This is a genomic window from Agrobacterium sp. AGB01 (assembly GCF_014851585.1).
Classification (GTDB): Bacteria; Pseudomonadota; Alphaproteobacteria; order Rhizobiales; family Rhizobiaceae; genus Agrobacterium.
Genome location: NZ_JACVAB010000002.1, coordinates 1,026,179 through 1,048,916, shown reverse-complemented (window position 1 = coordinate 1,048,916; position 22,738 = coordinate 1,026,179). Strand labels below are relative to the sequence as shown.

At 54.6% G+C, this 22,738-nt stretch carries 25 protein-coding genes, 1 tRNA gene and 1 pseudogene; 15 read left to right on the top strand and 12 right to left on the bottom strand.

Going from position 1 to position 22,738, the window contains the following annotated elements:
• Positions 1 to 86: 86 nt before the first annotated feature.
• From thrS to IB237_RS11740, 3 genes are all read right to left on the bottom strand, one after another.
• Complete coding sequence (thrS, locus tag IB237_RS11750; RefSeq protein ID WP_192488785.1) at positions 87 to 2,102, bottom strand: threonine--tRNA ligase; 2,016 nt, start codon at positions 2,100 to 2,102, stop codon at positions 87 to 89.
• Positions 2,103 to 2,223: 121 nt separating this feature from the next.
• A complete protein-coding gene (gene yidD / locus IB237_RS11745) occupies positions 2,224 to 2,586 on the bottom strand; it encodes a membrane protein insertion efficiency factor YidD (protein WP_192488784.1) in 363 nt (120 codons plus the stop codon).
• Positions 2,587 to 2,589: 3 nt separating this feature from the next.
• Positions 2,590 to 3,051: an iron-sulfur cluster assembly scaffold protein gene (locus IB237_RS11740; protein ID WP_192488783.1), complete on the bottom strand. Its 462-nt coding sequence runs from the start codon at positions 3,049 to 3,051 to the stop codon at positions 2,590 to 2,592.
• Positions 3,052 to 3,328: 277 nt separating this feature from the next.
• Here IB237_RS11740 and folE point away from each other — a divergent pair, with 277 nt between their 5' ends.
• The 3 genes from folE (at position 3,329) to IB237_RS11725 (ending at position 5,514) form a co-directional block, all read left to right on the top strand.
• A complete protein-coding gene (folE, locus tag IB237_RS11735) occupies positions 3,329 to 3,955 on the top strand; it encodes a GTP cyclohydrolase I FolE (RefSeq protein ID WP_192488782.1) in 627 nt (208 codons plus the stop codon).
• Positions 3,956 to 3,994: 39 nt separating this feature from the next.
• Positions 3,995 to 4,450 (top strand): phosphoribosyl-AMP cyclohydrolase, encoded by a 456-nt coding sequence (hisI, locus tag IB237_RS11730; RefSeq protein ID WP_192488781.1) that lies wholly within the window; start codon positions 3,995 to 3,997, stop codon positions 4,448 to 4,450.
• Between the two features lie 113 nt (positions 4,451 to 4,563).
• Positions 4,564 to 5,514, top strand: a complete 951-nt coding sequence (locus IB237_RS11725) for a patatin-like phospholipase family protein (protein WP_192488780.1) — start codon at positions 4,564 to 4,566, stop codon at positions 5,512 to 5,514.
• Between the two features lie 142 nt (positions 5,515 to 5,656).
• On the opposite strand, the gene IB237_RS11720 is transcribed toward IB237_RS11725, so the two are convergent.
• Both IB237_RS11720 and IB237_RS11715 read right to left on the bottom strand, forming a co-directional pair.
• Positions 5,657 to 6,091, bottom strand: a complete 435-nt coding sequence (locus tag IB237_RS11720) for a CBS domain-containing protein (RefSeq protein ID WP_192488779.1) — start codon at positions 6,089 to 6,091, stop codon at positions 5,657 to 5,659.
• A 133-nt stretch (positions 6,092 to 6,224) separates the two neighbouring features.
• The gene (locus tag IB237_RS11715) at positions 6,225 to 6,974 is read right to left on the bottom strand and encodes a rhomboid family intramembrane serine protease (RefSeq protein WP_192488778.1); all 750 of its coding nucleotides are present in this window, start codon (positions 6,972 to 6,974) and stop codon (positions 6,225 to 6,227) included.
• Positions 6,975 to 7,310: 336 nt separating this feature from the next.
• On the opposite strand from IB237_RS11715, the gene IB237_RS11710 reads away from it, so the two are divergent.
• The 3 genes from IB237_RS11710 (at position 7,311) to IB237_RS11700 (ending at position 9,769) form a co-directional block, all read left to right on the top strand.
• Positions 7,311 to 7,865 carry a PAS domain-containing protein gene (locus IB237_RS11710; protein ID WP_192488777.1) on the top strand — a complete coding sequence of 185 codons (555 nt, stop codon included), beginning with the start codon at positions 7,311 to 7,313 and terminating at the stop codon, positions 7,863 to 7,865.
• A gap of 113 nt (positions 7,866 to 7,978) precedes the next feature.
• Positions 7,979 to 8,590, top strand: coding sequence for a PilZ domain-containing protein (locus IB237_RS11705; RefSeq protein WP_192488776.1), 612 nt, complete (start codon positions 7,979 to 7,981; stop codon positions 8,588 to 8,590).
• 573 nt (positions 8,591 to 9,163) lie between these two features.
• Complete coding sequence (locus IB237_RS11700; RefSeq protein WP_192488775.1) at positions 9,164 to 9,769, top strand: transglutaminase-like cysteine peptidase; 606 nt, start codon at positions 9,164 to 9,166, stop codon at positions 9,767 to 9,769.
• Positions 9,770 to 10,001: 232 nt separating this feature from the next.
• Here the strand turns inward: IB237_RS11700 and IB237_RS11695 are convergent, their stop codons facing one another.
• On the bottom strand, positions 10,002 to 10,439 hold the full coding sequence (locus IB237_RS11695; RefSeq protein ID WP_192488774.1) for a DUF1489 family protein: 438 nt from the start codon (positions 10,437 to 10,439) through the stop codon (positions 10,002 to 10,004).
• A 122-nt stretch (positions 10,440 to 10,561) separates the two neighbouring features.
• Positions 10,562 to 11,965: an L-serine ammonia-lyase gene (locus IB237_RS11690; protein ID WP_192488773.1), complete on the bottom strand. Its 1,404-nt coding sequence runs from the start codon at positions 11,963 to 11,965 to the stop codon at positions 10,562 to 10,564.
• Here IB237_RS11690 and IB237_RS11685 point away from each other — a divergent pair.
• A complete protein-coding gene (locus IB237_RS11685) occupies positions 11,937 to 12,389 on the top strand; it encodes a hypothetical protein (RefSeq protein ID WP_192488772.1) in 453 nt (150 codons plus the stop codon). The genes IB237_RS11690 and IB237_RS11685 overlap by 29 nt on opposite strands.
• Before the next feature lie 271 nt (positions 12,390 to 12,660).
• Entirely contained in the window at positions 12,661 to 13,011 is a 351-nt protein-coding gene (locus IB237_RS11680) for a hypothetical protein (protein WP_192488771.1), read from the top strand.
• Positions 13,012 to 13,020: 9 nt separating this feature from the next.
• Here the strand turns inward: IB237_RS11680 and IB237_RS11675 are convergent, their stop codons facing one another.
• Positions 13,021 to 13,713: a phosphodiester glycosidase family protein gene (locus IB237_RS11675; RefSeq protein WP_371815293.1), complete on the bottom strand. Its 693-nt coding sequence runs from the start codon at positions 13,711 to 13,713 to the stop codon at positions 13,021 to 13,023.
• Between the two features lie 282 nt (positions 13,714 to 13,995).
• Here IB237_RS11675 and IB237_RS11670 point away from each other — a divergent pair, with 282 nt between their 5' ends.
• A complete protein-coding gene (locus tag IB237_RS11670; protein WP_192488770.1) occupies positions 13,996 to 14,709 on the top strand; it encodes a ParA family protein in 714 nt (237 codons plus the stop codon).
• 96 nt (positions 14,710 to 14,805) lie between these two features.
• On the opposite strand, the gene IB237_RS11665 is transcribed toward IB237_RS11670, so the two are convergent.
• Positions 14,806 to 14,967 carry an entericidin gene (locus IB237_RS11665; RefSeq protein ID WP_192488769.1) on the bottom strand — a complete coding sequence of 54 codons (162 nt, stop codon included), beginning with the start codon at positions 14,965 to 14,967 and terminating at the stop codon, positions 14,806 to 14,808.
• A gap of 171 nt (positions 14,968 to 15,138) precedes the next feature.
• Here IB237_RS11665 and IB237_RS11660 point away from each other — a divergent pair.
• Both IB237_RS11660 and IB237_RS11655 read left to right on the top strand, forming a co-directional pair.
• Positions 15,139 to 15,950: pseudogene (locus IB237_RS11660) on the top strand (formyl transferase).
• A gap of 84 nt (positions 15,951 to 16,034) precedes the next feature.
• Positions 16,035 to 16,910 (top strand): methylenetetrahydrofolate reductase, encoded by an 876-nt coding sequence (locus IB237_RS11655; RefSeq protein ID WP_371815291.1) that lies wholly within the window; start codon positions 16,035 to 16,037, stop codon positions 16,908 to 16,910.
• Between the two features lie 39 nt (positions 16,911 to 16,949).
• Here IB237_RS11655 and IB237_RS11650 read toward each other — a convergent pair whose 3' ends face one another.
• Entirely contained in the window at positions 16,950 to 17,846 is an 897-nt protein-coding gene (locus IB237_RS11650; protein WP_192488767.1) for a LysR family transcriptional regulator, read from the bottom strand.
• Positions 17,847 to 18,038: 192 nt separating this feature from the next.
• On the opposite strand from IB237_RS11650, the gene IB237_RS11645 reads away from it, so the two are divergent.
• A complete protein-coding gene (locus IB237_RS11645; RefSeq protein WP_192488766.1) occupies positions 18,039 to 18,446 on the top strand; it encodes a cytochrome c family protein in 408 nt (135 codons plus the stop codon).
• Positions 18,447 to 18,457: 11 nt separating this feature from the next.
• Here the strand turns inward: IB237_RS11645 and recX are convergent, their stop codons facing one another.
• Positions 18,458 to 19,027, bottom strand: a complete 570-nt coding sequence (gene recX, locus IB237_RS11640; RefSeq protein WP_371815290.1) for a recombination regulator RecX — start codon at positions 19,025 to 19,027, stop codon at positions 18,458 to 18,460.
• A gap of 287 nt (positions 19,028 to 19,314) precedes the next feature.
• Between recX and IB237_RS11635 the strand changes: the two genes are divergently transcribed.
• Positions 19,315 to 19,620, top strand: a complete 306-nt coding sequence (locus IB237_RS11635; protein WP_192488765.1) for a hypothetical protein — start codon at positions 19,315 to 19,317, stop codon at positions 19,618 to 19,620.
• Between the two features lie 948 nt (positions 19,621 to 20,568).
• On the opposite strand, the gene IB237_RS11630 is transcribed toward IB237_RS11635, so the two are convergent.
• Positions 20,569 to 20,653: transfer RNA gene (locus tag IB237_RS11630), tRNA-Leu, on the bottom strand.
• Positions 20,654 to 20,844: 191 nt separating this feature from the next.
• Between IB237_RS11630 and lipB the strand changes: the two genes are divergently transcribed.
• Positions 20,845 to 21,567 carry a lipoyl(octanoyl) transferase LipB gene (lipB, locus tag IB237_RS11625; protein WP_192488764.1) on the top strand — a complete coding sequence of 241 codons (723 nt, stop codon included), beginning with the start codon at positions 20,845 to 20,847 and terminating at the stop codon, positions 21,565 to 21,567.
• A gap of 78 nt (positions 21,568 to 21,645) precedes the next feature.
• Complete coding sequence (locus IB237_RS11620; protein WP_192488763.1) at positions 21,646 to 22,710, top strand: NAD(P)-dependent alcohol dehydrogenase; 1,065 nt, start codon at positions 21,646 to 21,648, stop codon at positions 22,708 to 22,710.
• Positions 22,711 to 22,738: the final 28 nt, after the last annotated feature.

Sequence of the window (22,738 nt, the reverse complement as noted above, 5' to 3'; positions counted from 1 at the left end):
CCCGTGGCATCACCGCCCAGAGACATCATCAAAATCAGACACTAACGGCAGATATAAAAACGGCGCCTTTCGGCGCCGTTTCTGTTTTATGCTACTTTGGTTACGCGGGCAGCCTTGGCTGCGCGCTTGCGCTTGACGTCTGGCGGTGTTGCCTCATCAACGAGGCTGGTGATTGCCTCTTCCAGCGACATGGATGTCTGCGCCTGGCTGCCAAGACGGCGAATGTTGACCGAGCGTTCCTCGGCTTCCTTTCGACCACAAACGATGATCACGGGAACTTTCGTGACCGAATGTTCGCGCACCTTGTAATTGATCTTCTCGTTGCGGAAGTCGGTTTCAACCGTCATGCCCGCATCGCGCAGCGCTTCGGCAACTTCGCGGCCGTAATCGTCAGCCTCGGAGGTAATCGTCGCAACAACAACCTGCAAAGGTGCAAACCACAGCGGCATGTGACCGGCGAAGTTTTCGATCAGAATGCCAAGGAAGCGTTCCATCGAACCGCAGATCGCGCGGTGGATCATCACAGGCTGGGTCTTTTCCGAGTTCTGGTCGATGTAGAAAGCGCCAAAACGTTCCGGCAGGTTGAAGTCCACCTGTGTCGTGCCGCACTGCCATTCACGGCCGATCGCATCGCGAAGGGTATATTCGAACTTCGGACCGTAGAACGCGCCCTCGCCTGGCAGAATGCCAGTCTTGATGCGGCCTTCCGACTGTTCCTCGATGGTCTTCAATACATCCGTCATCACGCTTTCAGCACGATCCCACAGGGCATCGTTACCAACGCGCTTTTCAGGGCGTGTCGACAGCTTCACCACCACTTCATCAAATCCGAAGTCCTTGTAGACCGACAGGATGAGTTCGTTGATGCGCAGGCATTCCGCTGCCATCTGCTCTTCCGTGCAGAACACGTGTGCGTCGTCCTGCGTAAAGCCGCGTACGCGCATCAGGCCGTGCAGAGCGCCAGAAGCCTCGTAACGGTGAACGGTACCAAACTCCGCCAGACGTACCGGCAGTTCGCGGTAGGACTTCAGGCCATGTTTGAAGATCTGCACGTGACCCGGGCAGTTCATTGGCTTCAGCGCAAAAACGCGGTTGTCCGCTTCCTTGTCGTCCGGGTGTGTGAAGGCATAGGCCGACTTCACCGCAAACATGTTTTCCTGGTACCAGCCCCAGTGACCGGAGGTTTCCCACAGCGACGCATCCAGCACCTGCGGTGCGTTGACTTCCTGATAGGTGCCTTCAAGGTTACGGCGCATATAGCTTGTCAGAGCCTGGAACATGCGCCAGCCCTTGCCATGCCAGAACACCACGCCCGGACCTTCTTCCTGGAAATGGAACAGATCCATCTCGCGGCCAAGACGACGGTGGTCGCGCTTTTCAGCCTCGGCCAGAATATGCATGTAACGGTCGAGCTCTTCCTGTGTTGCCCAGGCTGTGCCGTAGATACGTGTCAGCATCGGATTGTTGCTGTCACCACGCCAGTAAGCACCGGCAACCTTCATCAGCTTGAAAGCCGTGCCGATCTGGCCAGTGGAGGCCATGTGCGGGCCGCGGCAAAGGTCAAACCAGTCGCCCTGGTAATAGATCTTGAGATCCTGATCTTCCGGGATCGCGTCGATCAGCTCGACCTTGTAGCTTTCGCCCTTGGCAGCAAACACGTCCTTGGCCTTGTCGCGCGACCAGACCTGCTTGGTGAAGGCAGCATTGCGCGCAATGATTTCCTTCATCTTCGCTTCGATCTTCGGCAGATCTTCAGGCGTAAAAGGTTCGTTCTTGGCAAAGTCGTAATAGAAGCCGTTTTCAATAACCGGGCCAATCGTCACCTGCGTGCCGGGCCACAGCTGCTGCACAGCTTCAGCCATCACATGGGCTGCGTCGTGCCGGATAAGCTCCAGCGCACGCGGATCGGTGCGGGTCACAATCTCGATTTTGCCAGCAGTCACAACGTCAGACAGGTCGCGCAACTCACCGTCGATGGTGATGGCAACCGCTTTCTTGACCAGGGATTTGGAGATGGATTCTGCGACGTCACGGCCTGTGGTGCCAGGCGCAAACTCGCGAGCCGATCCATCGGGAAATGTAAGGGAAATAGCTGCTGACATAATATCAATGCTCCTTGATCCAGTCCCGCCAACCAATGCGGGTGGTTTTACGTGTGATAAGTAAGTCCTTACTTATCTGGCAGGCCTTTTAGCGCCGTTCATCCAAAGGGTAAAGATGCGATCAGTGGTGACGCGACCAATATCGCCAGGGTGCCCACCAGTGCTGGTTTGCCCCAAGCGTTTCGCGCACCGGATCAAGACCGCTGGTGCCACCCGGCCCGCAGCGCGCCACACGAAACAGCGTCAGCCATCCCCCGGCCCAAAAGCCGTGGCGGGCAATCGCCTCATAACCATATTCCGAACAGGTGGGGATATGGCGGCAGGAATTGCCGATGAAACCGGAAAAGGTCAGTTGGTAAAAGCGGATGAACGCCATGCCGAGCAGGCGTCCAGGCGTCTTGCGAAACGGTCCCTGCCAGTTGCGCGAGGCGGTCTTGCGTGGAGTTGGCTGCGGTTCGTGGTTGCAGCCGGGCGCGCCACACATGGCTTAGCCCGCAACAGTGGCGGCTGAAACAGCCTCGGGCTGATGAGCCGCGATCTGGTCGAGGCAATCCACCACCGCATCAAAAGTCAGCATGGTGGATGCGTGGCGGGCCTTGTAATCCTTGACTGGCTTTAGCACCCGCATGTCCTCAAATCGGCCGGTCGGGCCGTCACCGCCATTGGTCAGCATGGCCAGCATATCCAGCCGCGCCTGACGCAGTTCATCAACGCTGGCACCCACCACATGATGCGCCATGATGGAGGAAGATGCCTGCCCCAACGCACAGGCTTTCACTTCGTGCGAAAAGGCACTGACGGCACCATCTTCCACTTTCAGATACACTTTTACCCGGGAGCCACACAGTTTCGAATGTTTCTGCGCACTGGCATCCGCATCGGCCATCGGGCCGGTCAGCGGAATGTTTCCGGCAAAAGCCAGTATCTTGTTGTTGTAAATATCGTCCATCAACCAACCTGTATCAGCGCGCCCCAAGGTCAAACCGGTTATCTTTTTCAAACACAGCGTCACCCTTGGCACGGCTTTTCTGCCCAACCCAATACATTATATGTTATTTTGCCCCGTCATCATCAAGCCGTCGTGAAATTCCGCTGAATTGATCGAAAAACAGGGTTAGCGCTTGCCAAAACGGTGCAAAACAACCAGATAGCAGACAGTGCGTGGGAAATGGCCACGCACGTTGCATAGTTCAGGTGCGGCCTTTAACCGCATCGGGAGATAGAAGATGGATGCCATTGTGAAGAATTTTCCTGCTGCCGGCGCAACGTCTGACGTTGAAATCATGCGTCCGACACAGGCAGAAGCCGAAGAAGCAGTGAAGGTTCTCCTGCGCTGGGCCGGTGACAACCCGGACCGCGAAGGCCTGCTGGACACCCCACGCCGTGTCGCCAAAGCCTATGGCGAGCTTTTTTCCGGCTACGCACAGGAACCGGAAGAGGTTCTTGGTACGACTTTCGAAGAAGTCGGCGGTTATGACGACATCGTGCTGGTGCGCGACATTCCATTCTTCTCCCACTGTGAGCATCACATGGTGCCAATCGTCGGCAAGGCCCATATTGCCTATCTGCCCCACGGCCGTGTTCTTGGCCTGTCGAAGATTGCCCGCGTGGTCGAGATTTTTGGTCGTCGCCTGCAGACGCAGGAAAACATGACGGCACAGATCACCAGCGCGATTGATGGCATTCTGAAACCCCGCGGCGTGGCCGTGATGATTGATGCAGAGCATATGTGCATGTCCATGCGCGGTGTGCAGAAGCAGGGTTCTTCAACCCTGACCACCAGCTTCACCGGCACTTTCAAGACAGACCCTGCTGAGCAGGTTCGTTTCATGACAATGGTGCGCAGCCGCTAAACGCGGCTTTTCGCCACCTTCCTGACCAGTGGTATAAACATGACCGGCACACAATTTCCCCTGCCCGCAAGCGACAAAACCATTCTTGAAGGCGCAGGCAGCTTCACCCCGAAGTTTGATGCCCATGGTCTGGTGACCGCCGTTGTCACCGACGCGACCGATGGCGAATTGCTGATGGTTGCCCACATGAATGCGCAAGCCGTTGCCCTGACACTGGAAACCGGTGTCGCCCACTATTTCAGCCGCTCACGTGGCAATATCTGGAAAAAGGGTGAAACCTCCGGCAACCTGCAGACCGTGCGCGAAATCCGCACCGATTGCGATCAGGACGCCATCTGGCTCAAGGTTTCCGTGGCTGGTCATGACGCAACCTGCCATACAGGCCGCCGGTCGTGTTTTTATCGTACTGTCTCCCTTGAAAATGGCGAGGCTGTTACAAAAATTACCGATAATGAACGGCATTTCGATCCGGCAACCGTTTACAGCGACAAATAACACCTTACGTTATTTCTCCATTCTGCTGCCCGGTTTCGATGCGATAACCGTTTTGAAACCGCAGAAGCGTTTAATGACGCTTGTTCGCAATGTGCAGGAGGAGTGTCGTAGCGATGTTGGGGTGGGGTATCAATCGCGGCAACACCGGCACATTATCCACAATTGATGGTAATGAGCCGACATTTCCCGAAAACGAAGCCAAACTGCGGGGCGATATACGTATTGCACTGGCGCTGGGCGGCGGCGCTGCCCGCGGCTGGGCGCATATTGGCGTTCTGCGTGCGCTTGATGAGGCAGGCATCAAGATTGGCATGATTGCCGGCACGTCGATCGGCGCTCTGGTCGGCGGCTGTTATCTGGCAGGCAAACTGGATGAACTGGAAAGTTTTGCCCGCTCCCTGACCATGCGCCGCATTGCCGGCCTGCTGGACCTGACGATTGGCGGCGGCGGCCTGTTTGGCGGCATGCGCCTGACCAAACGTATGCAGGAACATCTTGAGGGACTGACGATTGAAGGCCTCGACCGTCCCTTCGTGGCGGTCGCCACCGAATTGACGACAGGCCACGAGGTGTGGATCCATCAGGGCGACCTGATCACCGCATTGCGCTCATCCTACGCACTGCCCGGCATTTTCGAACCGGTCTATTGTAATGGTCGCACATTGATTGATGGCGCGTTGGTCAACCCGGTGCCAGTGTCAGTCTGCCGCGCCCATGAGCAACCGCTGGTCATCGCCGTCAACCTCAACTACGACATTTTCGGGCGTTCCGCCGTGGTCAAACATGGTGCGGGCGCACCCGGTGCGACGCCACTGCCGGTGCCGGCCTCCGCGCAGCGCCCCGGCCTGCCTGGCGTAATGGTGCAGGCCTTCAACATCATTCAGGACCGTATTTCCCGCTCTCGTCTGGCAGGCGATCCGCCAGACCTGACACTGCATCCACGTATCAATGATATTGGCCTGTCGGAATTCCACCGGGCCGGCGAAGCCATCACCCGTGGTTACGAGGAAACACGAGCCCGAATTCCAGAACTGCAACGCATGCAGCAGGTTTTGATGCGTTGATTGGGTTCAGCGTCAGCCGTTATCCTCGGGCTTGTCCCGAGGACCTAACCCAATCCGCCACAAACCTTACACTTGCGCAGGTGTGACTAGATCCTCGGGACAAGCCCGAGGATGACCACGAGAGCATGTTTCGGCCCACTACTTACCCGGCTATATAAGCCTTGATCTGTTCAGCTTCAGCCTCGACTTCGCCAATGCGCGCCTTGACCACGTCACCAATCGAGATAATTCCGGCAATCTTGCCATTGTCTTCCACCGGCAGATGGCGGAAGCGGCCACCGGTCATGATTTCCATCAGCTGGTCGGTGGTCGATGTCTTCTGACAGCGAATCACGTTTTTGGTCATCGCGCCGGAAACCTTTTCTTCCAGTGACGCAGCACCTTTGCCGGCAATGGCGCGCACCATATCGCGCTCGGTGAAAATGCCTTTGATGCCACCTTTGGCATCCACAACCACGACAGCACCGATCTTGTGATGATTCAATGTTTTGGCTGCTTCAGCAATCGTCACATCAGGCGATACGGTTACAACGTCGCGACCTTTCGCATCCAGCAAATCCTTCACGAATATCGGCATATATTCCTCCTCAAAATCCACCGGTTCCGATATGGAAGCTCCCCTATTCCATACCCACGGCACAGCAATGCTGCGCTTGCATGCGGTGGAATGCAAGACACAACTTCCAACAATGCGTATGCAGTCTGTGATCTCAGAGGCGGTGTTTTTGCCGTGGCAGCGGATCGAAAAGGTCAAACAGCAGGAAGCCGAACGCGAAACCGAAAATATGCGCGTCCCACGCAATAGCGCCTGCAGCATCGCCGAAAATCGGCACGCCAACCGCCACCAGCACGTTACCCAGCAACCACATGACCGTAAAGATCACCACCGTGCGGTTTTTGAAGGCTGCGATAATGCTCTGGCGTGGATAGAGATGGCCAAGCGACGGATTAAAACCGCCACCATGCGGTGGAAATGCAAACCGGCAGGCAGCGCCCATCAGCGCAGAAACCACACCCGACGCACCAATCAGTACAGTCATGTCATGCCAGTTCAGCGCCGCGTGGCCGAAAGCCGACGCCGCAGCACTGAGGCACCACAAAAGAATGAAGCGAACAGCACCGATGCGGCGCATGACCGGGGTGCCGAAGGCGGCCAACCACAGACCGTTGAACACGATATGCATGGTGCTGCCATGCATCAGCGAATAGGTGATCGGTGTCCAAAGCCACTCCATGCCTTGCTGCGAAAATGGAACGACGTAGCGCATGGGAATGAAACCGAAGGTGAACAGGTACCAGGCATAACCATCGTCCGACAGCAGGTACTCACCAACCAGATAAACAACGGCCAGAAGCGCAAGGGTGATGACCAGCAAGCCCGGCAGATTGAAGACAGGTTCTGACGGTCTTTCAGCGGGCGCTTGGTCTGCAGAAGGAACATCGTCGCGATTATCTGTCATCACTTCACCCTTTTACCCGAACCGCCCAGTCAAAAACCGGTACGTCGGCAACAAAACTGTCGGTTCATCAACGGCATACAGGACCATTGAACGAAAAAAAAGCCGCCCTGACTGGCAGGACGGCTTCGGAGCCCCCGGTTTTAACCCGCCCCGTAAATCTGTGCTGAAAGAGTTTCCCCTTAAATGACAGGATCTCAATGCCACGTCGGTCAGTCGAACTCAATCTAAACCATTCATTAACCTTAATTTCCCCGTGGCACGAAACTGGCATCGCTATCCTTAAGACCACCAAAACCAGTGTCCCCTGTGCTGGAATGAGACATATGGAGGCGATCCATGAACATTGTAGCAAGCATGGAGCTATATTCGTACTGGAATGACCTGCGCGGTGACACACCCGCCCCGGTACGTCAAAACATTGAACCTGAAAAAATCCGCCATCTGTTGCCGGATCTTTTCATCCTGTCGGACGCGGATGAGACATCACCCGTTTTCCGACTTACTGGAACACGTCTGTATTCGATTTTCGGACGGGAACTGCACAAGACTGAATTTTCCAAACTCTGGCTGCCGCAAAACGCGCAAACCATGGTGACAATTGCCAAGACGGTGATGCACCGGGAAATACCTGCCATCCTCACGGTAAGAGGCGTTGAACAGCAGGATCCAACCGAGCTATCCGAAAGTCAGTCACCGGAGGATGACATCAGTTATGAAATGCTGCTGTTACCGCTCAGATCATCCCAGCCTTCCGAACCACGATTGATCGGTGGTCTGTTTCCGCAAAATCGCAAGCATGTCTATATCAGGCCAGTGGCGACGCTAATCCCGGAAACCTGTCGTATTTTGGAGAGCGTTTCGACGGAAACTGCCCTGAAAAACCACGCATGAAGCGAGAATTTTTGTTTTAATGCATAACAGTTGCATTCATGTCGAAAAGTAGAACGGTCTGTTAACTCGACAGCAGTAGAGATGCACTGTTCAATCACCATAGTGCGATATTGATGTTTTCAGTTAAATCCACCAGCTTTGCACATGCAGAACCCGCGCACCCGGTGCGCGAGGTACAGACTGTGTCCGTCAATCTGTCGGGCCGCATCATGCTGCCGGACTATGAGGAATATGACTGCACCATCACGGATATGACCTCGGAAATCGCGCACTTCACCTGCGCGGCGATGGGACATCAGGGCGATCGCGTTATCGCCTACCTGCAGCACATTGGTAGACTTGAAGGCAAGATTACTGCGATTTACGCGTCCGGTTTTACGATTTCGATTACCGCGACCGAACGCAAACGGGAAAAACTTTCTGCGCAGCTGGCATGGATTGCCAAGCGCCAGGAGCTCGGCCTGCCGGAAGATCGTCGCCACGATCGTCTGGCGCCGCGCAAATCACGCGCCGAACTGACTCTGGAAGATGGCAACGTCGTTTTATGCCGCATCATCGACCTTTCACTGTCCGGTGCCGCCATCGAAGTTGACGATCGCCCCGCAATGGGCACCATCGTCAGACTTGGCGCCATGAAGGGCCGCATCGTGCGCCACTTCATGGAAGGGGTCGCGATCGAATTCGACCGGGTACAGTCGCGCGATGCGCTGCTGGAGTTCCTTTAAGCGACCCGCTCTCACCAGATTTGACCACATCAAGGCCGCCGCAATGCGGCCTTTTCTTTTGCCGATTACCTAACGCGCGATGCCGAACTGTGGCCGCCTGTACCAGTCTGATGCAGTTTTGGCAGAAAACAGCCCGTTTTTACCCCACACATCCAATCAACGGCCTTTGATGTTTTTTTTCGAGAACATCAAAATATTTTTTGCGGTCAAAATTCACCTTGCCTGTGCCATGGGGTGTTTTTGCAAGTATATTTCCGCAAAAAATAAAAATGCACACCATCACATTGACCCATTTTGGCGCATTCTGGCCAGATCTCACCGCCCGCGCACCAAGGCCACAAAAAGGCAAATATCATTCGTTTTCAGAGAGATAATTAGAAAACAGCCGACAATGCGGCCTCTGAAATTCGCTAAAATTTTAGTCAAATACGCATAAAATAAAGCTCAAATACGCTTAAATATAAATTCAAATAAGTCGAAGAATTTCAGAAAAACAACATCAAATTTACGCGGCAATATTTGCGTGACCTAAAAATTTGCATGCGATTGTCTCCTCAACACGGGAGACAGGTAATGAACAACAAAAAACAACTTGGTTTCTTGGCCGCTACACTTTTTATGATGGCCTTCACATCTCAGGCACATGCTTCGCCAGCCGCCGCAATGCGTATTATCGGAAAAGCAAATCCGCCGATTGGCCACTACGAATTTTGCCAGACCTACAAAAGCGAATGCGTCGCCACATCGGCTGATCGCGGACCGCTCAAACTGAACAAAGACCTCTGGAAGATGATTCTGGACGTCAACTACACCGTCAACACCACCATTACCCCGATGACCGATATGGAGGTCTATGGTGTGGAAGAACGGTGGGCCTACCCTACGACTGTGGGCGACTGCGAAGACTTTGTTCTTCTGAAGCGCAAGATGCTGATGAACAAGGGCATCGAAGCCTCCAACCTGCTGATCACAGTCGTTCTGCAGCCGAATGGCGAAGGCCATGCCGTGCTGACCGTGCGGACAGACCATGGTGACTTCATTCTCGACAACATGCGCAACCGGGTCATGGACTGGTCGGAGACCGAATACACCTACCTGAAGCGCCAGTCGGCCGGCAATCCGGCCCGTTGGGAAAAGATCCAGGATGGCCGCGCAACAGCCGTTGGCGGCATCAACTAAACAATGTCATCCCGGACCGCAGGCCGGTTTGGGATGATACCTATACTTGAGAGGAATTGGCCCGGTCCGTCCCCCTACCCCGTCCCCTGACCGAGCCATGAGCCGGTTCCGTTGCCCCGGAACCGGCTCACTCTTTTTTGGGGCAGTAAACCGCCGAAATCACAGGACAATCTAGGCATGACGGCACGATCGCAGGCTGTTTCAGCCGCGTGTCGTCTTCTGGTGACAGGCTTTAAAGCAGGCCGAGTTCGGCCAGTTCGCGCTTCAGATCAGAGGGCAGATCATCCGCACCGCCATCCGAACCACCGAGATCACGCGGCGCATCTTCTGATGTCAGATAGCGCCAACCCTGAAACGGCCGCTTCGGTGCCGGCGATGTTTCAATGACCTCCGGTCCCAGCACCAGATCACATCTGGAAATGCCGTCATCGCCCTTGAAGGTCTTGATATCGAGAAAACGCTGGCGCGCAAGCACCTGCCCCTTGATCACCCAATAAAGAGAGCCGCCATCCAGCAGCTCTTCAACGCGCTTGGGAATCATGCGTGTGGTGTGAATGCTGTGCGGCTCAAGCCCGGCAGCAATGGCCAGCAACGACCGCTGAGAAACCCAATCCCGCAAATCCTGAAGCGAATCTGCGCCAACGCATAATTTGAGAAGATGAAGTGCCATGGTCTTCATCAATGCCTATTTGGCGCAGCCGTCAAGACATGTCGGTATCTTATTAACAAAGCCTTTGGCCGCACGCCCCATGGCGTGCGACAGGAAAGGTCGGCAGCGCCGTACCTTTAAACTCAGCACTCCACCACATTGACGGCGAGACCGCCGGTCGAGGTTTCCTTGTATTTCTCGCTCATGTCGTTGCCGGTCTGGCGCATGGTTTCAATGCAGGCATCCAGTGGCACGAAATGTTCGCCATTGCCCTTGAGCGCCAGCGATGCGGCAGTAACCGCCTTCACCGCACCGAGTGCATTGCGCTCGATGCACGGTATCTGCACAAGACCGGCAATTGGGTCGCAGGTCATGCCCAGATGGTGTTCCAGCGCGATCTCAGCGGCATTTTCCACCTGTTCAGGCGAACCACCCAGCACGGCAGCAAAACCGGCAGCCGCCATGGCCGATGCCGAACCAACCTCACCCTGGCAACCAACCTCGGCACCGGAGATGGAGGCATTGTGCTTGATGATGCCGCCAATCGCCGCTGCCGTCAGCAGGAAGTCCCTGACGTCATCAATCGACGCATCCTCGTGGAAATGACGGAAATAACGCACGGTCGCCGGCACCACACCGGCAGCGCCATTGGTGGGGGCTGTCACCACCCGGCCACCGGAAGCGTTTTCTTCGTTCACGGCCATGGCATAAACGCTCAGCCAGTCATTGGCGAGCAGCGGATTGGGCCGGTTGCTGCGCCATTCAACATTCAGCTTTTCATGAATGTCGTGGGCACGGCGTTTTACCTTGAGGCCGCCAGGCATGATGCCCTCATTGCGCAAACCACGGTCGATACAGCCATTCATCGCGTCCCAAATCTGGTCGAGACGGGCATTCAGCTCATCACGCGACACAATGATTTCTTCATTGGCACGTTTCATCTGGGCAATGGTGCGGCCGGAACTGCGTGCCATCTCCAGCATTTCGCGTGCCGAAGAGAAAGGATACGGCACGCGCACGCTTTTGGCAGAATCACTGCCGCCGTTGCGCAGCGCCTCAAGCTCGGTGTCGGTGACGACAAAACCGCCACCGATCGAATAATAGATCCGCTTCAACAGCACACGACCTTGCTTGTCGAGCGCCGAAAACGTCATGCCATTGGCATGGCCGGGCAACGGGTTCTTTTTGTCGAACACCAGGTCTTCGTCCGGCTTGAAGCCATAGGCCGGGTGACCGGGCGGACAGACCTGTGCGGTTTCCTCGACCTTGGCGATGATGCCGTCCATGGCGTCAGGATCAACCGTATCGGGCTTTTCACCCGCCAGTCCCAGAATGACCGCACGACCGGAGCCGTGTCCAATGCCGGTAAAGGCCAGTGAGCCGTGCAGGCTGACCTTGATGTGGCTGACAACTGCGGTTGCGGGTTTGGGCCAGTCATCCGTCAGTAGCAGCGCCAGAAAACGGTTTGCCGCCGACATCGGGCCCATGGTGTGAGAACTGGACGGACCGATACCGATCTTGAAGACGTCGAAGACCGAAAGAAACATTGCTACGCCTTATTCAATTGCATTGACGGCAATCATTTTAGCGCAAAGCGAAGACATTCGCCATCGATTAGCGTCAGACGCTGTGGTCGTGGCGACATATCAGCGCCAAAGCGGCGTGGCCGCAGACAACATGGCTCTGAAAACAAAAACAGCATGGCTTGGGGCCATGCTGCTTTTTAAAGAACTAAAATACGAGAGACTATTACGGGCTGCCAAAAATGTACGTCAATGCGAGAAAAGCGGCAAAACCTGCGAGTGCGCGAATAGTTACACCCCAGCAGGATTTCTGAGCGGTTTCTTCCATGATTACTCCAGCTTGTTTACTCTCCGGCCCGCATTCACTGCGGTCGCCGTTGGTGAAGCATTTATTAAAATCTCACGACAGATGCAATTGCAAAAGAAGGCGAAATGGAGGCAATTTTGAAAAGCAGCCATGCCCTTGGCGCATGGGTATAATAAAAATCAAGCCGTTACAGGGGCTTTTGCGCTCGCCTTATGAGAGTGGAAATGTCTCATTTTGGTCCAAAGTGTAACCAACCGACCCACTTTTGTGACAGGCGACCTGTTTTGCACAACCAGAGACTTTATAATGCATCGTTGTGATACACCTGTAGTCGTTGCCAACTCCCGCACTTGCCAGACTCTCCGGTATTTTCTAATTCGGATTCGTTGGCTTAAACATCAGAGGCATTCCCATGCAGGCTTCCCCTTCTTTTCCAGACCGCGACACCGTTGCAGCGAAATTGACCAGCCTGTCGGGCGAGGATCAGGCATGGCTGAAACTGCTGATGGAGAATGCCCAGCAGGACGAAAGCCTGCTTGGCGGTTTGCAGCTTTACCTTGAGCAGCAGTCGGCGGCGCGCTTCCTGAACTCGTTGAAACTGGAAACCGGTGGGGAGTGGCTTGGCACCAATGCACCCGCCCGTTTGCAGATCCGCCTGAACGAGGTTTCGCGCTCCAGCCAGCATCCGGCCTTTGCCGCCTTCAAGAAAGGTCTTGGCAAATCGGGCGGACTTGAAAAAGCCTACCCGAAATCGGCACTCTGATCCCAAACCTTAGGGCATCTTTTCGACCACCGCGATGATCGGCCCCAGCGGCGAATGGTCATCGCGCCGGTTGCGCTCGGGTATTTCGACACTGGAAATAGAACCGTCCAGGTACAGCGCGTTTTTCACATTCAGCCTGTCACGGAACAGCGTCGCAAAATCATAGAACCGAACCAGTGCGTCGACGATGACAAAATGCACCTTGCCATCGTCTGACACACCCACACCGTTACGCCGGTTCAGGCTATCGCTTTCCGGGAGAAAGCGCGGATGCACATTGCCGTCTATCAGCAACATCGGTCCGGACTGAGTGGCAAAATCAGGCTTTATGCCACTCTTCACATAGGCATCTGTTTCCAGCACGCCTGCCTTGTCGCCTTGCAGGTAAAACACGCCGTTTGGTTTCAGGTGGAAATTGCCCCAGCCGAAACCAGTGCTGATGCGTTTCAGCTCCCGCCCATACTCCACATATAAACCGACCGGTGACAGGTTGCGGTGGTACATGCCGCCATTCATGGCAAATCTGGTGAACAGTCCACGCCCCCAAAGGGAGGACGACAGATTGGCAAAGGAGCCAAAAAACTGGCCTGTTATCGGGTCGCGGTCAAAAATGCGGATAGAATCAGTGTGTGGGTCAAAGGTGCAGACGGTGTAATTTGCGCCTGCATGTTCAATATCTTCACATGCGGCCACCGTACTCACTCCACCCGCCAGCAAAAAACACCCTGCAACAACTGCCAGTCTCGACCAAACCAACGCGCCAAACCTCCCTTTTCATCTGTGTGATACCCGCCAAATCTGGCGGGTTGGCGGTAAGAATGCGTCAATAGTGGTTAACAAAAGCAAAATCCGCGGGTTTCGAGGCGTCAAAATTAACCAGCCGTTAACCATGATTAATGCTTACTCCGCGTCAGCACCATGAATGACCAAGGTGCCTTTAACGGGCGATGAGAAGGCTCGAACACATCTAGGGGTTCAGATATTATGCCAATCATTACTATTGCAAATACAAAGGGTGGCGCTGGAAAAACAACAGTTGCCGTTATTGTGGCCAGTGAACTTGCACGGCTTGGCCACCGTGTAACCCTAATGGACGCGGACCCTCAGCAGTGGGTATCGCGCTGGCATGCCCTCGCAAAAGCACCCAAGAATCTTTCCGTGGTATCCGGTATCACCGACGACAATATTGAAGATTGCATCAAGAGCGCCAAGAAACGCGGCGGCTATATCCTGATCGACCTGCCCGGTGGCCGCTCGCCACTGCTGGCCAAGGCAATCGGTTTTGCCAACCACGTGATGGTGCCGGTTCAGGGTTGCGCCATGGACGCCATTGGCGGCGCGCAAATTCTTGAACTGATGAAAGACCTGTCCGAAAAATGCGACATCCACATTCCGCATTCGGTTGTGTTGACGCGCATCAGCCCAATCATCACCACCCGCTCCATGCAGGCGGTCAAGGGCCTGCTGGCCGAGCGCCAGGTGCATGTTCTCGACACTCCGTTGATTGAACGTGCTGCCTACCGCGACATCTTTGTATCCGGCGGTTCGCTTGACAGCATGGACCCGGAGCGCGTCAGCAATCTGGACAAAGCCAAGGACAACGCATTTGCACTCGCCAGCGAAATCCTGGCCCTTGTACCAAAAGCCACCGCAAAGTCCGTGCCTGCTGTTTCCAGAACAACGAAAAAAGCCGCCTGATTTCTCAGACGGCCTGACCATGACTTCAAAAACGCCGCCGACGTTCCCTCGAAAGACGTCGGGCGGCGCTTTTGTTTGCCGCATCTCCTGGAGATTTTAGCGCGATGCTGCGCGGTCTACACTGCGACCGGCATCCTGCGTTGCATCAACAGCATTTGCTGTGTCTCTGCCAACGCCGCGAATTGTATTGCCGCAGGCGCTCAGCATGGTGACGGCAGCGAGAACAGTAACGATGGCGGTAAGTTTACGTGATGTCATAAGATGTCTCCCCGAGTAGGACGTTCAAAAGGAACGTTGGAACTTGCGGAAGCGTAACGTCGCGATGTGCATTTGGTTCCCGCGGTCACGAGAAAAAATAAAACCTCTGCGCGCTTAATTCATTTTTGAAACAACATGCGCAATCTGCTGGCCAAACAGTGGAGCATTTGAATGCCGGACAATGAGACAGATGACGTGCAAAAGCTGCAACCCGCAGCCGTGCAGGGCCGGATCGTTATATTCACCGCCGGTGGTCTTAACCCGCAGGTGATGATCAACGCATTGTCAGAGCGCTTTACCGATATTCACATCATCAAGGAATTGCCAGAATCAAAGGGCGAGATTGTAAAACGTCGCGCCAGACGTCTTGGCTGGATCAATGCCTTTGGCCAACTGGCAACGATGATTGCCTCACGACTTTATAAAACCGTCGCTGCCAAACGCTCGGCTGAAATCATCGCGCAGCACGGCCTGAGGGCCGACGAAAACCCTGATATTCCTGTCATCAAGGTCCTATCACTCAACAGTGACGAATGTCGCACGGCTGTGGAAGCGCTGAAACCCGATGTGGTCTTCACCATTTCCTGCCGTATTCTTTCGGAAAAAAACCTGGCCGCCATACCCTGCCCGGTCATCAACTTTCACGCTGGCATCAACCCTATGTATCGTGGCCAGATGGGCGGTTACTGGTCGTTGGTCGAAAATGACGCGGGCAATTTTGGCGCAACGGTGCATCTGGTCGACAAGGGCGTGGATACCGGTGGCACTTTGTACGAGCAGCGCACCACACCTGATAAGGCCGATACCATGGCCACTTACCCGCTGCTGTTGACCGCAGCCTCCACTGGCATTGCCATCAACGCCATTGAAGATGCGCTGTCGGGCACCCTGAAACCGCATCAACCGGCAGGGAAATCCGTGCTGCGTTTCCCTCCACCGGTGTGGATTTGGCTGGGCACGGCATAAAAAGGAATATCTGGTAGTCGCCAGTCGCATTCCTACAATAGAAGTGTCGTGTTAATTAAAGAAGCATCCAATAGAAACAGGCATGTTTCATAAAAAGGAATGTGCACACCTTGAAACAAATCGCAGCCTCCATCGAAGTGTCCCCCAAACAGGCAGTCGAATCGAAAGACTTGCCCGGCCTGTTTCCCGAGGGAACGTCGGTCTATCTTACGGATATCGGCACCGAGCCGCTGGACACCATGATCGGTGCGGCAAAACGGCTGCGCGATCTGGGCTATGAACCGGTGCCGCATTTTGCAGCGCGCCGCATGCCATCCCGCGAGTTGCTGGAAACCCGCATTAAACGCTCTGCCAGCGAAGCTGGCGTCAAGGATGTGCTGATCATCGGGGGCGGTGTGCCAAAACCGCTAGGCGAATTCACCAGCGCCATGGATTTGATTAACAGCCACCTCTTTGAAAAATACGGCATCAACCGCATGGCTGTTGCTGGCCACCCCGAGGGAAGCCCGGACTTTAATGACGCGGTTGCGCAGGAGGCACTGCAGCAGAAACAACTTTATGCTGACACCAGCGGAACTGAACTGCGACTATTGACGCAGTTCGGCTTTGCACCAGACAAATTCATCACCTGGTCTGAAACGCTGAAACAACAGGGCATTACCCTGCCCGTCCACATTGGTGTGGCAGGTCCGGCGAAGGTGACCACCCTCATTAAATATGCAGCCTTGTGTGGCGTCGGCAATTCCATTGCCTATCTGCGCAAGAACGCCCTGTCGCTGACCGCGCTTGCCACCCGCCATTCTCCTGAAGGCGTGGTGAAACCGATTGAGGATTTTTGGCTCAACAATCCTGACAGTGCCATCCGCCAGATGCATGTTTTCCCATTTGGCGGTCTGGTCAATTCGGCGCAGTGGTTGCGAGAGCGCGGCACATGGCCACCTTCTCTTTCACCCACCCAGGGCGCCGCCACTCTATGAAATGATTGCGCATCGCCGTCATAAGCGATGCCTGACCACTCAGACCGATTTCACCAGTTCGGCAAAGGCGTTGCGAATGCTTTCAGCCACCGTCTCAATCGGCCGGGATGGCTTGTCGCAAACCAGCAGACGAATATCGAACCAGCCAAGCTCCGGTAACCCTTCCTTATCACCCAGAATGACCATGTCATTCTGCACATAAGAACGTGGCAAAGGCGCAATGGCGAGATCAGCGGCAATCGCCGCATGCTGCGCCATGGTGTGGCCGCTCAGATAAGCGACGCGGTAGGAGCGATTGCGTTTATCGAGCGCGGTAATGGCGTCGGAACGCCAGATGCAGCCATCTTCCCAGATAGAAATCGGCAACGGATCCCGCAGATGCGCCGTACCACATTTCGCACCGGCCCAGACCAGCCTTTCGCGCATCATCACCTCACCGGTGTTGCGCAACGGGTGTGAGGCACAGTTGACCAGCGCCAGATCCAGACGTTTTTCATCCATCCGCTTATAAAGGCTGGAGCTGGAATCAATCGTCACATCCACCATGATGCCGGGAAACACTTCCGCAAAGCTCTTGAGGATACCCGGCAGCAACCCACGCTCGCCAATATCTTCCGGCGCGCCAAGCCGCACGACGCCTGACAGTTCCGGCATGATGAAACGCGACACCGCCTCGTTGGACAGCGCAATCATCCGCCGCGCATAGGTCAGCAGCATTTCGCCATGCGCGGTCAGTGTTACGGAACGCGCGTCGCGCAGGAACAATGTGGTGCGCAACTGCTCCTCAAGTTTCTTGATCTGCATGGAAACGGCCGACGGCGTGCGAAACACCACCTCAGCCGCCGTGGAGAAATTGCCCGTTTCGGCAATAGCCACAAACGTTCTCAGAATATCATTGTCCAGCAACGGCAAGGGCTGGCGAAACGGAACGGTCATGAGGCGCGCCTTCAAAATAATTTGAACGAAGCGACCTTACTATTATTTTTTCTCAACTTCAATATCGGCCACACCACGCCATCACGACTTTAAAAACCACTCGTGGTAAAACGTCGCATGACCACGCAGTCTCTTCACATCCCGTCCGGAATTTTCATATGACAAGGATGAAACGCAAATGGAGACCGTGACGTGACACGCCGTACCCTGCTTGTGACAACAGCCTGTCTGCTCTGTCTTTCTATACCGGCCCATGCCGAAGGTGATGTGGTGCGCGGCAAACAGGTGTTCAGCATCTGCGCGCCCTGCCATGCCATTGAACAGCCAAGCAACCGTATGGGGCCACATCTGGTCGGCATCATGGACAGGCCTGCCGGATCAATTGAGGACTACAAATCCTATTCGCAGGCGATGAAAGATGCCGGCGCCAATGGCCTTGTGTGGTCAGAGGATCAGTTGTCGCAATTCCTAGCCAGCCCGAAAAAATTTCTGCCCGGCACATCCATGCGGTTTTTCGGTTTCTGGACTGAGGACAAGGTCGATGACCTCATCGCCTATCTGAAACAACAGTCTGCCGAACAACAGGCACCGAAACCATAAACGGAGCCTGATCAAGGGCCGTTGGCCAGAACCTCTTCGGCATCCTCAAAGCTCATCGCAAATACCTTCTTGCCAATATCAAAGCTGAAGCCGCTGCGCGCAAAGGACGACATTTCCTTGCCATGGCGTTTTTCATCGAGATCAACACGCCGAAACGGCCCAAACGCCCGTTTGCGCGCAAACACCACAGCGGCGTAGAGATCATCCGCCTCATCCAGCGCCACGGCTGCCGTCTCTGATGCCACACCCTTGATCGACAGTTTCTGGGCAATCATCCGCCGCGACTTGCCGTTTCTGACCGCATTGCGGGTGGTAATGCCGGCAAAGACCTCATCATCCAGCGCCTTGAGATCGTAACCGATCTTCACCGCTGCATCCGCCAAGGCCTGCACCTGCTCCGGCGTTATGCCCTCGAACTTCTTCTGCGCCTTGCGTTTGATGGCATTGGCCAGTTGCTGCTCCGACATGATCTGCCGCTGCAAACGATAAAGCGTCGAGTTCTTGGCCCATGACAACATGCGCTTGGTTGGCACGGTATCAGGCACATCATCAAAGCTTGGCAGTGGTTCAGGTTCAAACACAGGATTCGCACGGAGGTTTAGGGGTTGGTGGGCGGTAGTTCTAGAGAATGAATCAATGAAAGGAAACTAGAGCACAGTCTCTTGTTTTCGCAGAAATGCAGTATTGCAGATCCACAAAACGCCCGCGCGAATACAAAAAAATAAAACGCGGAGAAACTTCACACCACCAGTTTTTTATTTTTTTATACTTACAATCTATTCTCAAAACGAAACTTCAATTCGCTCTAGACTCCACGATTAGTGTGAATATGATCTGGTCGTCACAACGCTGGGTTGGAGGGAGTTCGATGGTGGTTTCAAGTAACGATGCCAAAATCATGATTGGAATGGTGGCAAGGGGAGACGATCAGCATAATGTTGCGGCTTGGTTCGGTGAAAACCAAGGAAGAGTGGCTGATGCCTTGAGTGGCAAATACGGCACGACAGACGCCGCGCCTAAAAATGAACTCCCCCCAAGCGGCCCACCCGGCATGAAAGGACGAAGATTGCGCTACAAAGCCATAAAAGCAATTGAGGCATTAGAAGCAGGAGATAGCACAACCGCTCTGTCTCTCCTGAAAGAAGGCATCGAAAACTTCAACAAAAACGAATGAACTACAAGTAATCTCCCGGCCGCTCGAGCGAACGTCGACACGGCGGAACCCAAGCGAGCCGGGAGCTCTGAACACCGTTTTCCCACACAAACCAAGCATATCCAGTGGCCGTCGACGCCTTGGCGTCAACTCGTCCTTTGACCATAGGTACACGTTCGGTAAATTGTGCAAATAATGTTGGTGGTCGCTTCTTAAATATATTCTCGTAACGACCGACGCTTTCTAAAAAAACGGTCCTAGCCAATATTGCCACCCCAGAACGCGCCACAACTAGGGCTCGCTCAACAAATTCCTCTGCCAATCTGAATGGTGGATTTGTTATTACCCAATCGCGCGATCTCGTTTCATAAGGGTGAGTTAGAAAGTCGCGCACAGGACAGAACCCATAAGGATTCGCATCCGAAGCGTCGACCTCCCGAAAATACTCGGACAAAGGTCTAGCCATGTATCCGCGTCCAGCCGCTGGTTCAAGGCAAGTTAACTCACGTACTTTTTCTTTACCGATCACATGCTCAATGAGAGCTCTTGTTGCCCAAGGAGGCGTTGGGAAATCGTCTGCGCTGTCTTTAGGTTCTGTACGCTGGGCCATTACGGCATGAGAAGTATTCTGCATTCAAAAACTATATCGTAGTTTGCTAGAGACCGGAATCCCGCGTTCCCGAATAAGAGCACTTATGCATTAGATATTTCGGTTAACCATAGCCACTCTCACCAGAGCAGGCAAAAGACCATTACTGCCATAGTCACCAACTCTCACGTCGATATCAGCAAGAGCAGGTATGGCTCAACAACTGAGTAAATCGGAGAGATTTCCGACTCCAAAACACCCCGCACTTCGGCAGTGCATAATCATCATTTCTGGAAGAAAAGAGGCTCTAAAATTCAGGCAATAAAAAAGGCGGCAGAGCCGCCATTTTTATTTTTAAACCAACAAGTTGTTGATTTAATTGGTGCGGTCGAGAAGACTCGAACTTCCACGGGTTGCCCCACAGCGACCTCAACGCTGCGCGTCTACCAATTCCGCCACGACCGCATCGTGGTAGAGTGTCGTCCTTGCGGCGACGAACGAGCATGTAGCAAAAGCATTTCCGGTACACAAGTGTGTCGTGACAGTTTTTTGAAATTAAAAATCGGAAGGTGAATTACTACATTCAAGAAGCCCGGAAACCGGGCCTTGCAGCCCTATAATCATTCTGCGAAAAGGCTGTGGAAAGGACGCATATTATGCTCACACGCACCGATTTTGAAAAAACAATGCTGCCAACGGTCGAGTCAGTACCTGTTGAGTGGCGAATCTCGGACTGTCCCGTGCCCTATGAAGAGGCCATGGCCGAGATGGAAGCTCGTGTCGGCGCCATTTCAGAGGGCAAGGCAAACGAACTGGTCTGGCTTCTGGAGCATCCGCCCCTTTATACGGCCGGCACAAGCGCAACATCATCCGATTTGCTGGAGCCAAGCCGCTTTCCCGTCTACCAGACCGGGCGTGGTGGCGAATATACCTATCACGGCCCCGGCCAGCGTGTTGCCTATGTCATGCTGGACCTGAAAAGACGCCGACAAGATGTGCGCGCTTACGTGAGCTGTCTTGAGGAAGTGATTATCCGTACGCTTGACAAGATGAATGTGCGCGGCGAGCGCCGCGAAGACCGGGTTGGCGTATGGGTGCAGCGGCCGGAGCGCCCTCGCCTGCTGGATGGGCGTATTGCCGAAGACAAGATTGCCGCCCTTGGCATTCGCTTGAGAAAGTGGGTAAGTTTCCACGGACTTGCCATCAACGTCGATCCTGACCTGTCACATTTTTCCGGTATAGTGCCCTGTGGCATTTCGGAATTCGGCGTCACTAGCCTGGTGGATCTGGGTCTCCTAGTGATGATGAGCGATGTCGACCCGCTGTTGCGCCAGTCCTTTGAGGAAGTATTTGGCGAGACGATCAACGAGACGGCCTGAAAACTGATTGATAACGGGTGGAGGACCCGGCCCGCTCCTTTCGATTTTACAACAACACCATAAAGGAAAGTGACAATCATGTTCACAACATCAGCCTATGCCTGTGACGACGGTTCTTCCCCTCTGAAACTCGCCTCGATCAAACGTCGCGATCCCGGTGAGAACGATGTTGAAATTGAAATCGAATTCTGCGGCGTCTGCCACTCCGATATCCACACCGCACGCGGCGAATGGGCGGGCAGCCTTTATCCTTGCGTGCCCGGCCATGAAATCATCGGTCGTGTTGGCCGCATCGGCGCAAAGGTCACCAACCTCAAACAGGGCGACCGCGTCGGCGTTGGCTGCATCGTTGACAGTTGCCGCGCCTGCGACAGCTGCCGTGAAGGTCTGGAGCAATATTGCGAAAACGGCATGACCGGCACCTATAATGCGCCCGACAAGGCGATGGGTGGCAACGCCCATACGCTTGGCGGTTATTCCGGCCATATCGTTGTCGACAGACGTTACGTGCTGCGCATTCCAGAAACGTTGGATGCAGCAGCTGCCGCACCGCTTTTGTGCGCCGGCATCACCACTTATTCGCCCCTGCGCCACTGGAAGGCTGGTCCCGGAAAGCGGGTCGGTGTTGTGGGTCTCGGCGGCCTTGGCCACATGGCGGTAAAACTGGCCAATGCCATGGGAGCAACGGTTGTGATGATTACCACCTCGCCCTCCAAGGCCGATGACGCGAAGAAGCTTGGCGCGCACGAGGTGATCGTGTCGCGTGATGCAGACCAGATGGCAAAGGCCGCCTCCAGCCTTGACCTGATTATTGATGCGGTTGCTGCCGACCACGACATTAATGCCTATCTGGCGCTTCTCAAGCGCGATGGCGCGCTGGTGCAGGTTGGCGCACCGGAAAAACCGCTGTCGGTTCATGCCTTCAGCCTTATTCCTGGCCGCAAGACCTTTGCCGGTTCGATGATTGGCGGCATTCCTGAAACGCAGGAGATGCTGGATTTCTGCGCCCAGAAGGGCATTGCCGCGGAAATCGAGATGATCAACATCGATCAGATCAATGATGCTTATGAACGCATGATAAAAAGCGATGTGCGTTATCGCTTCGTCATTGATATGAAGAGTTTGCCCAAACAGGCTGCATAAGCAACAAGGGGCGCGACCAGCGCCCCTT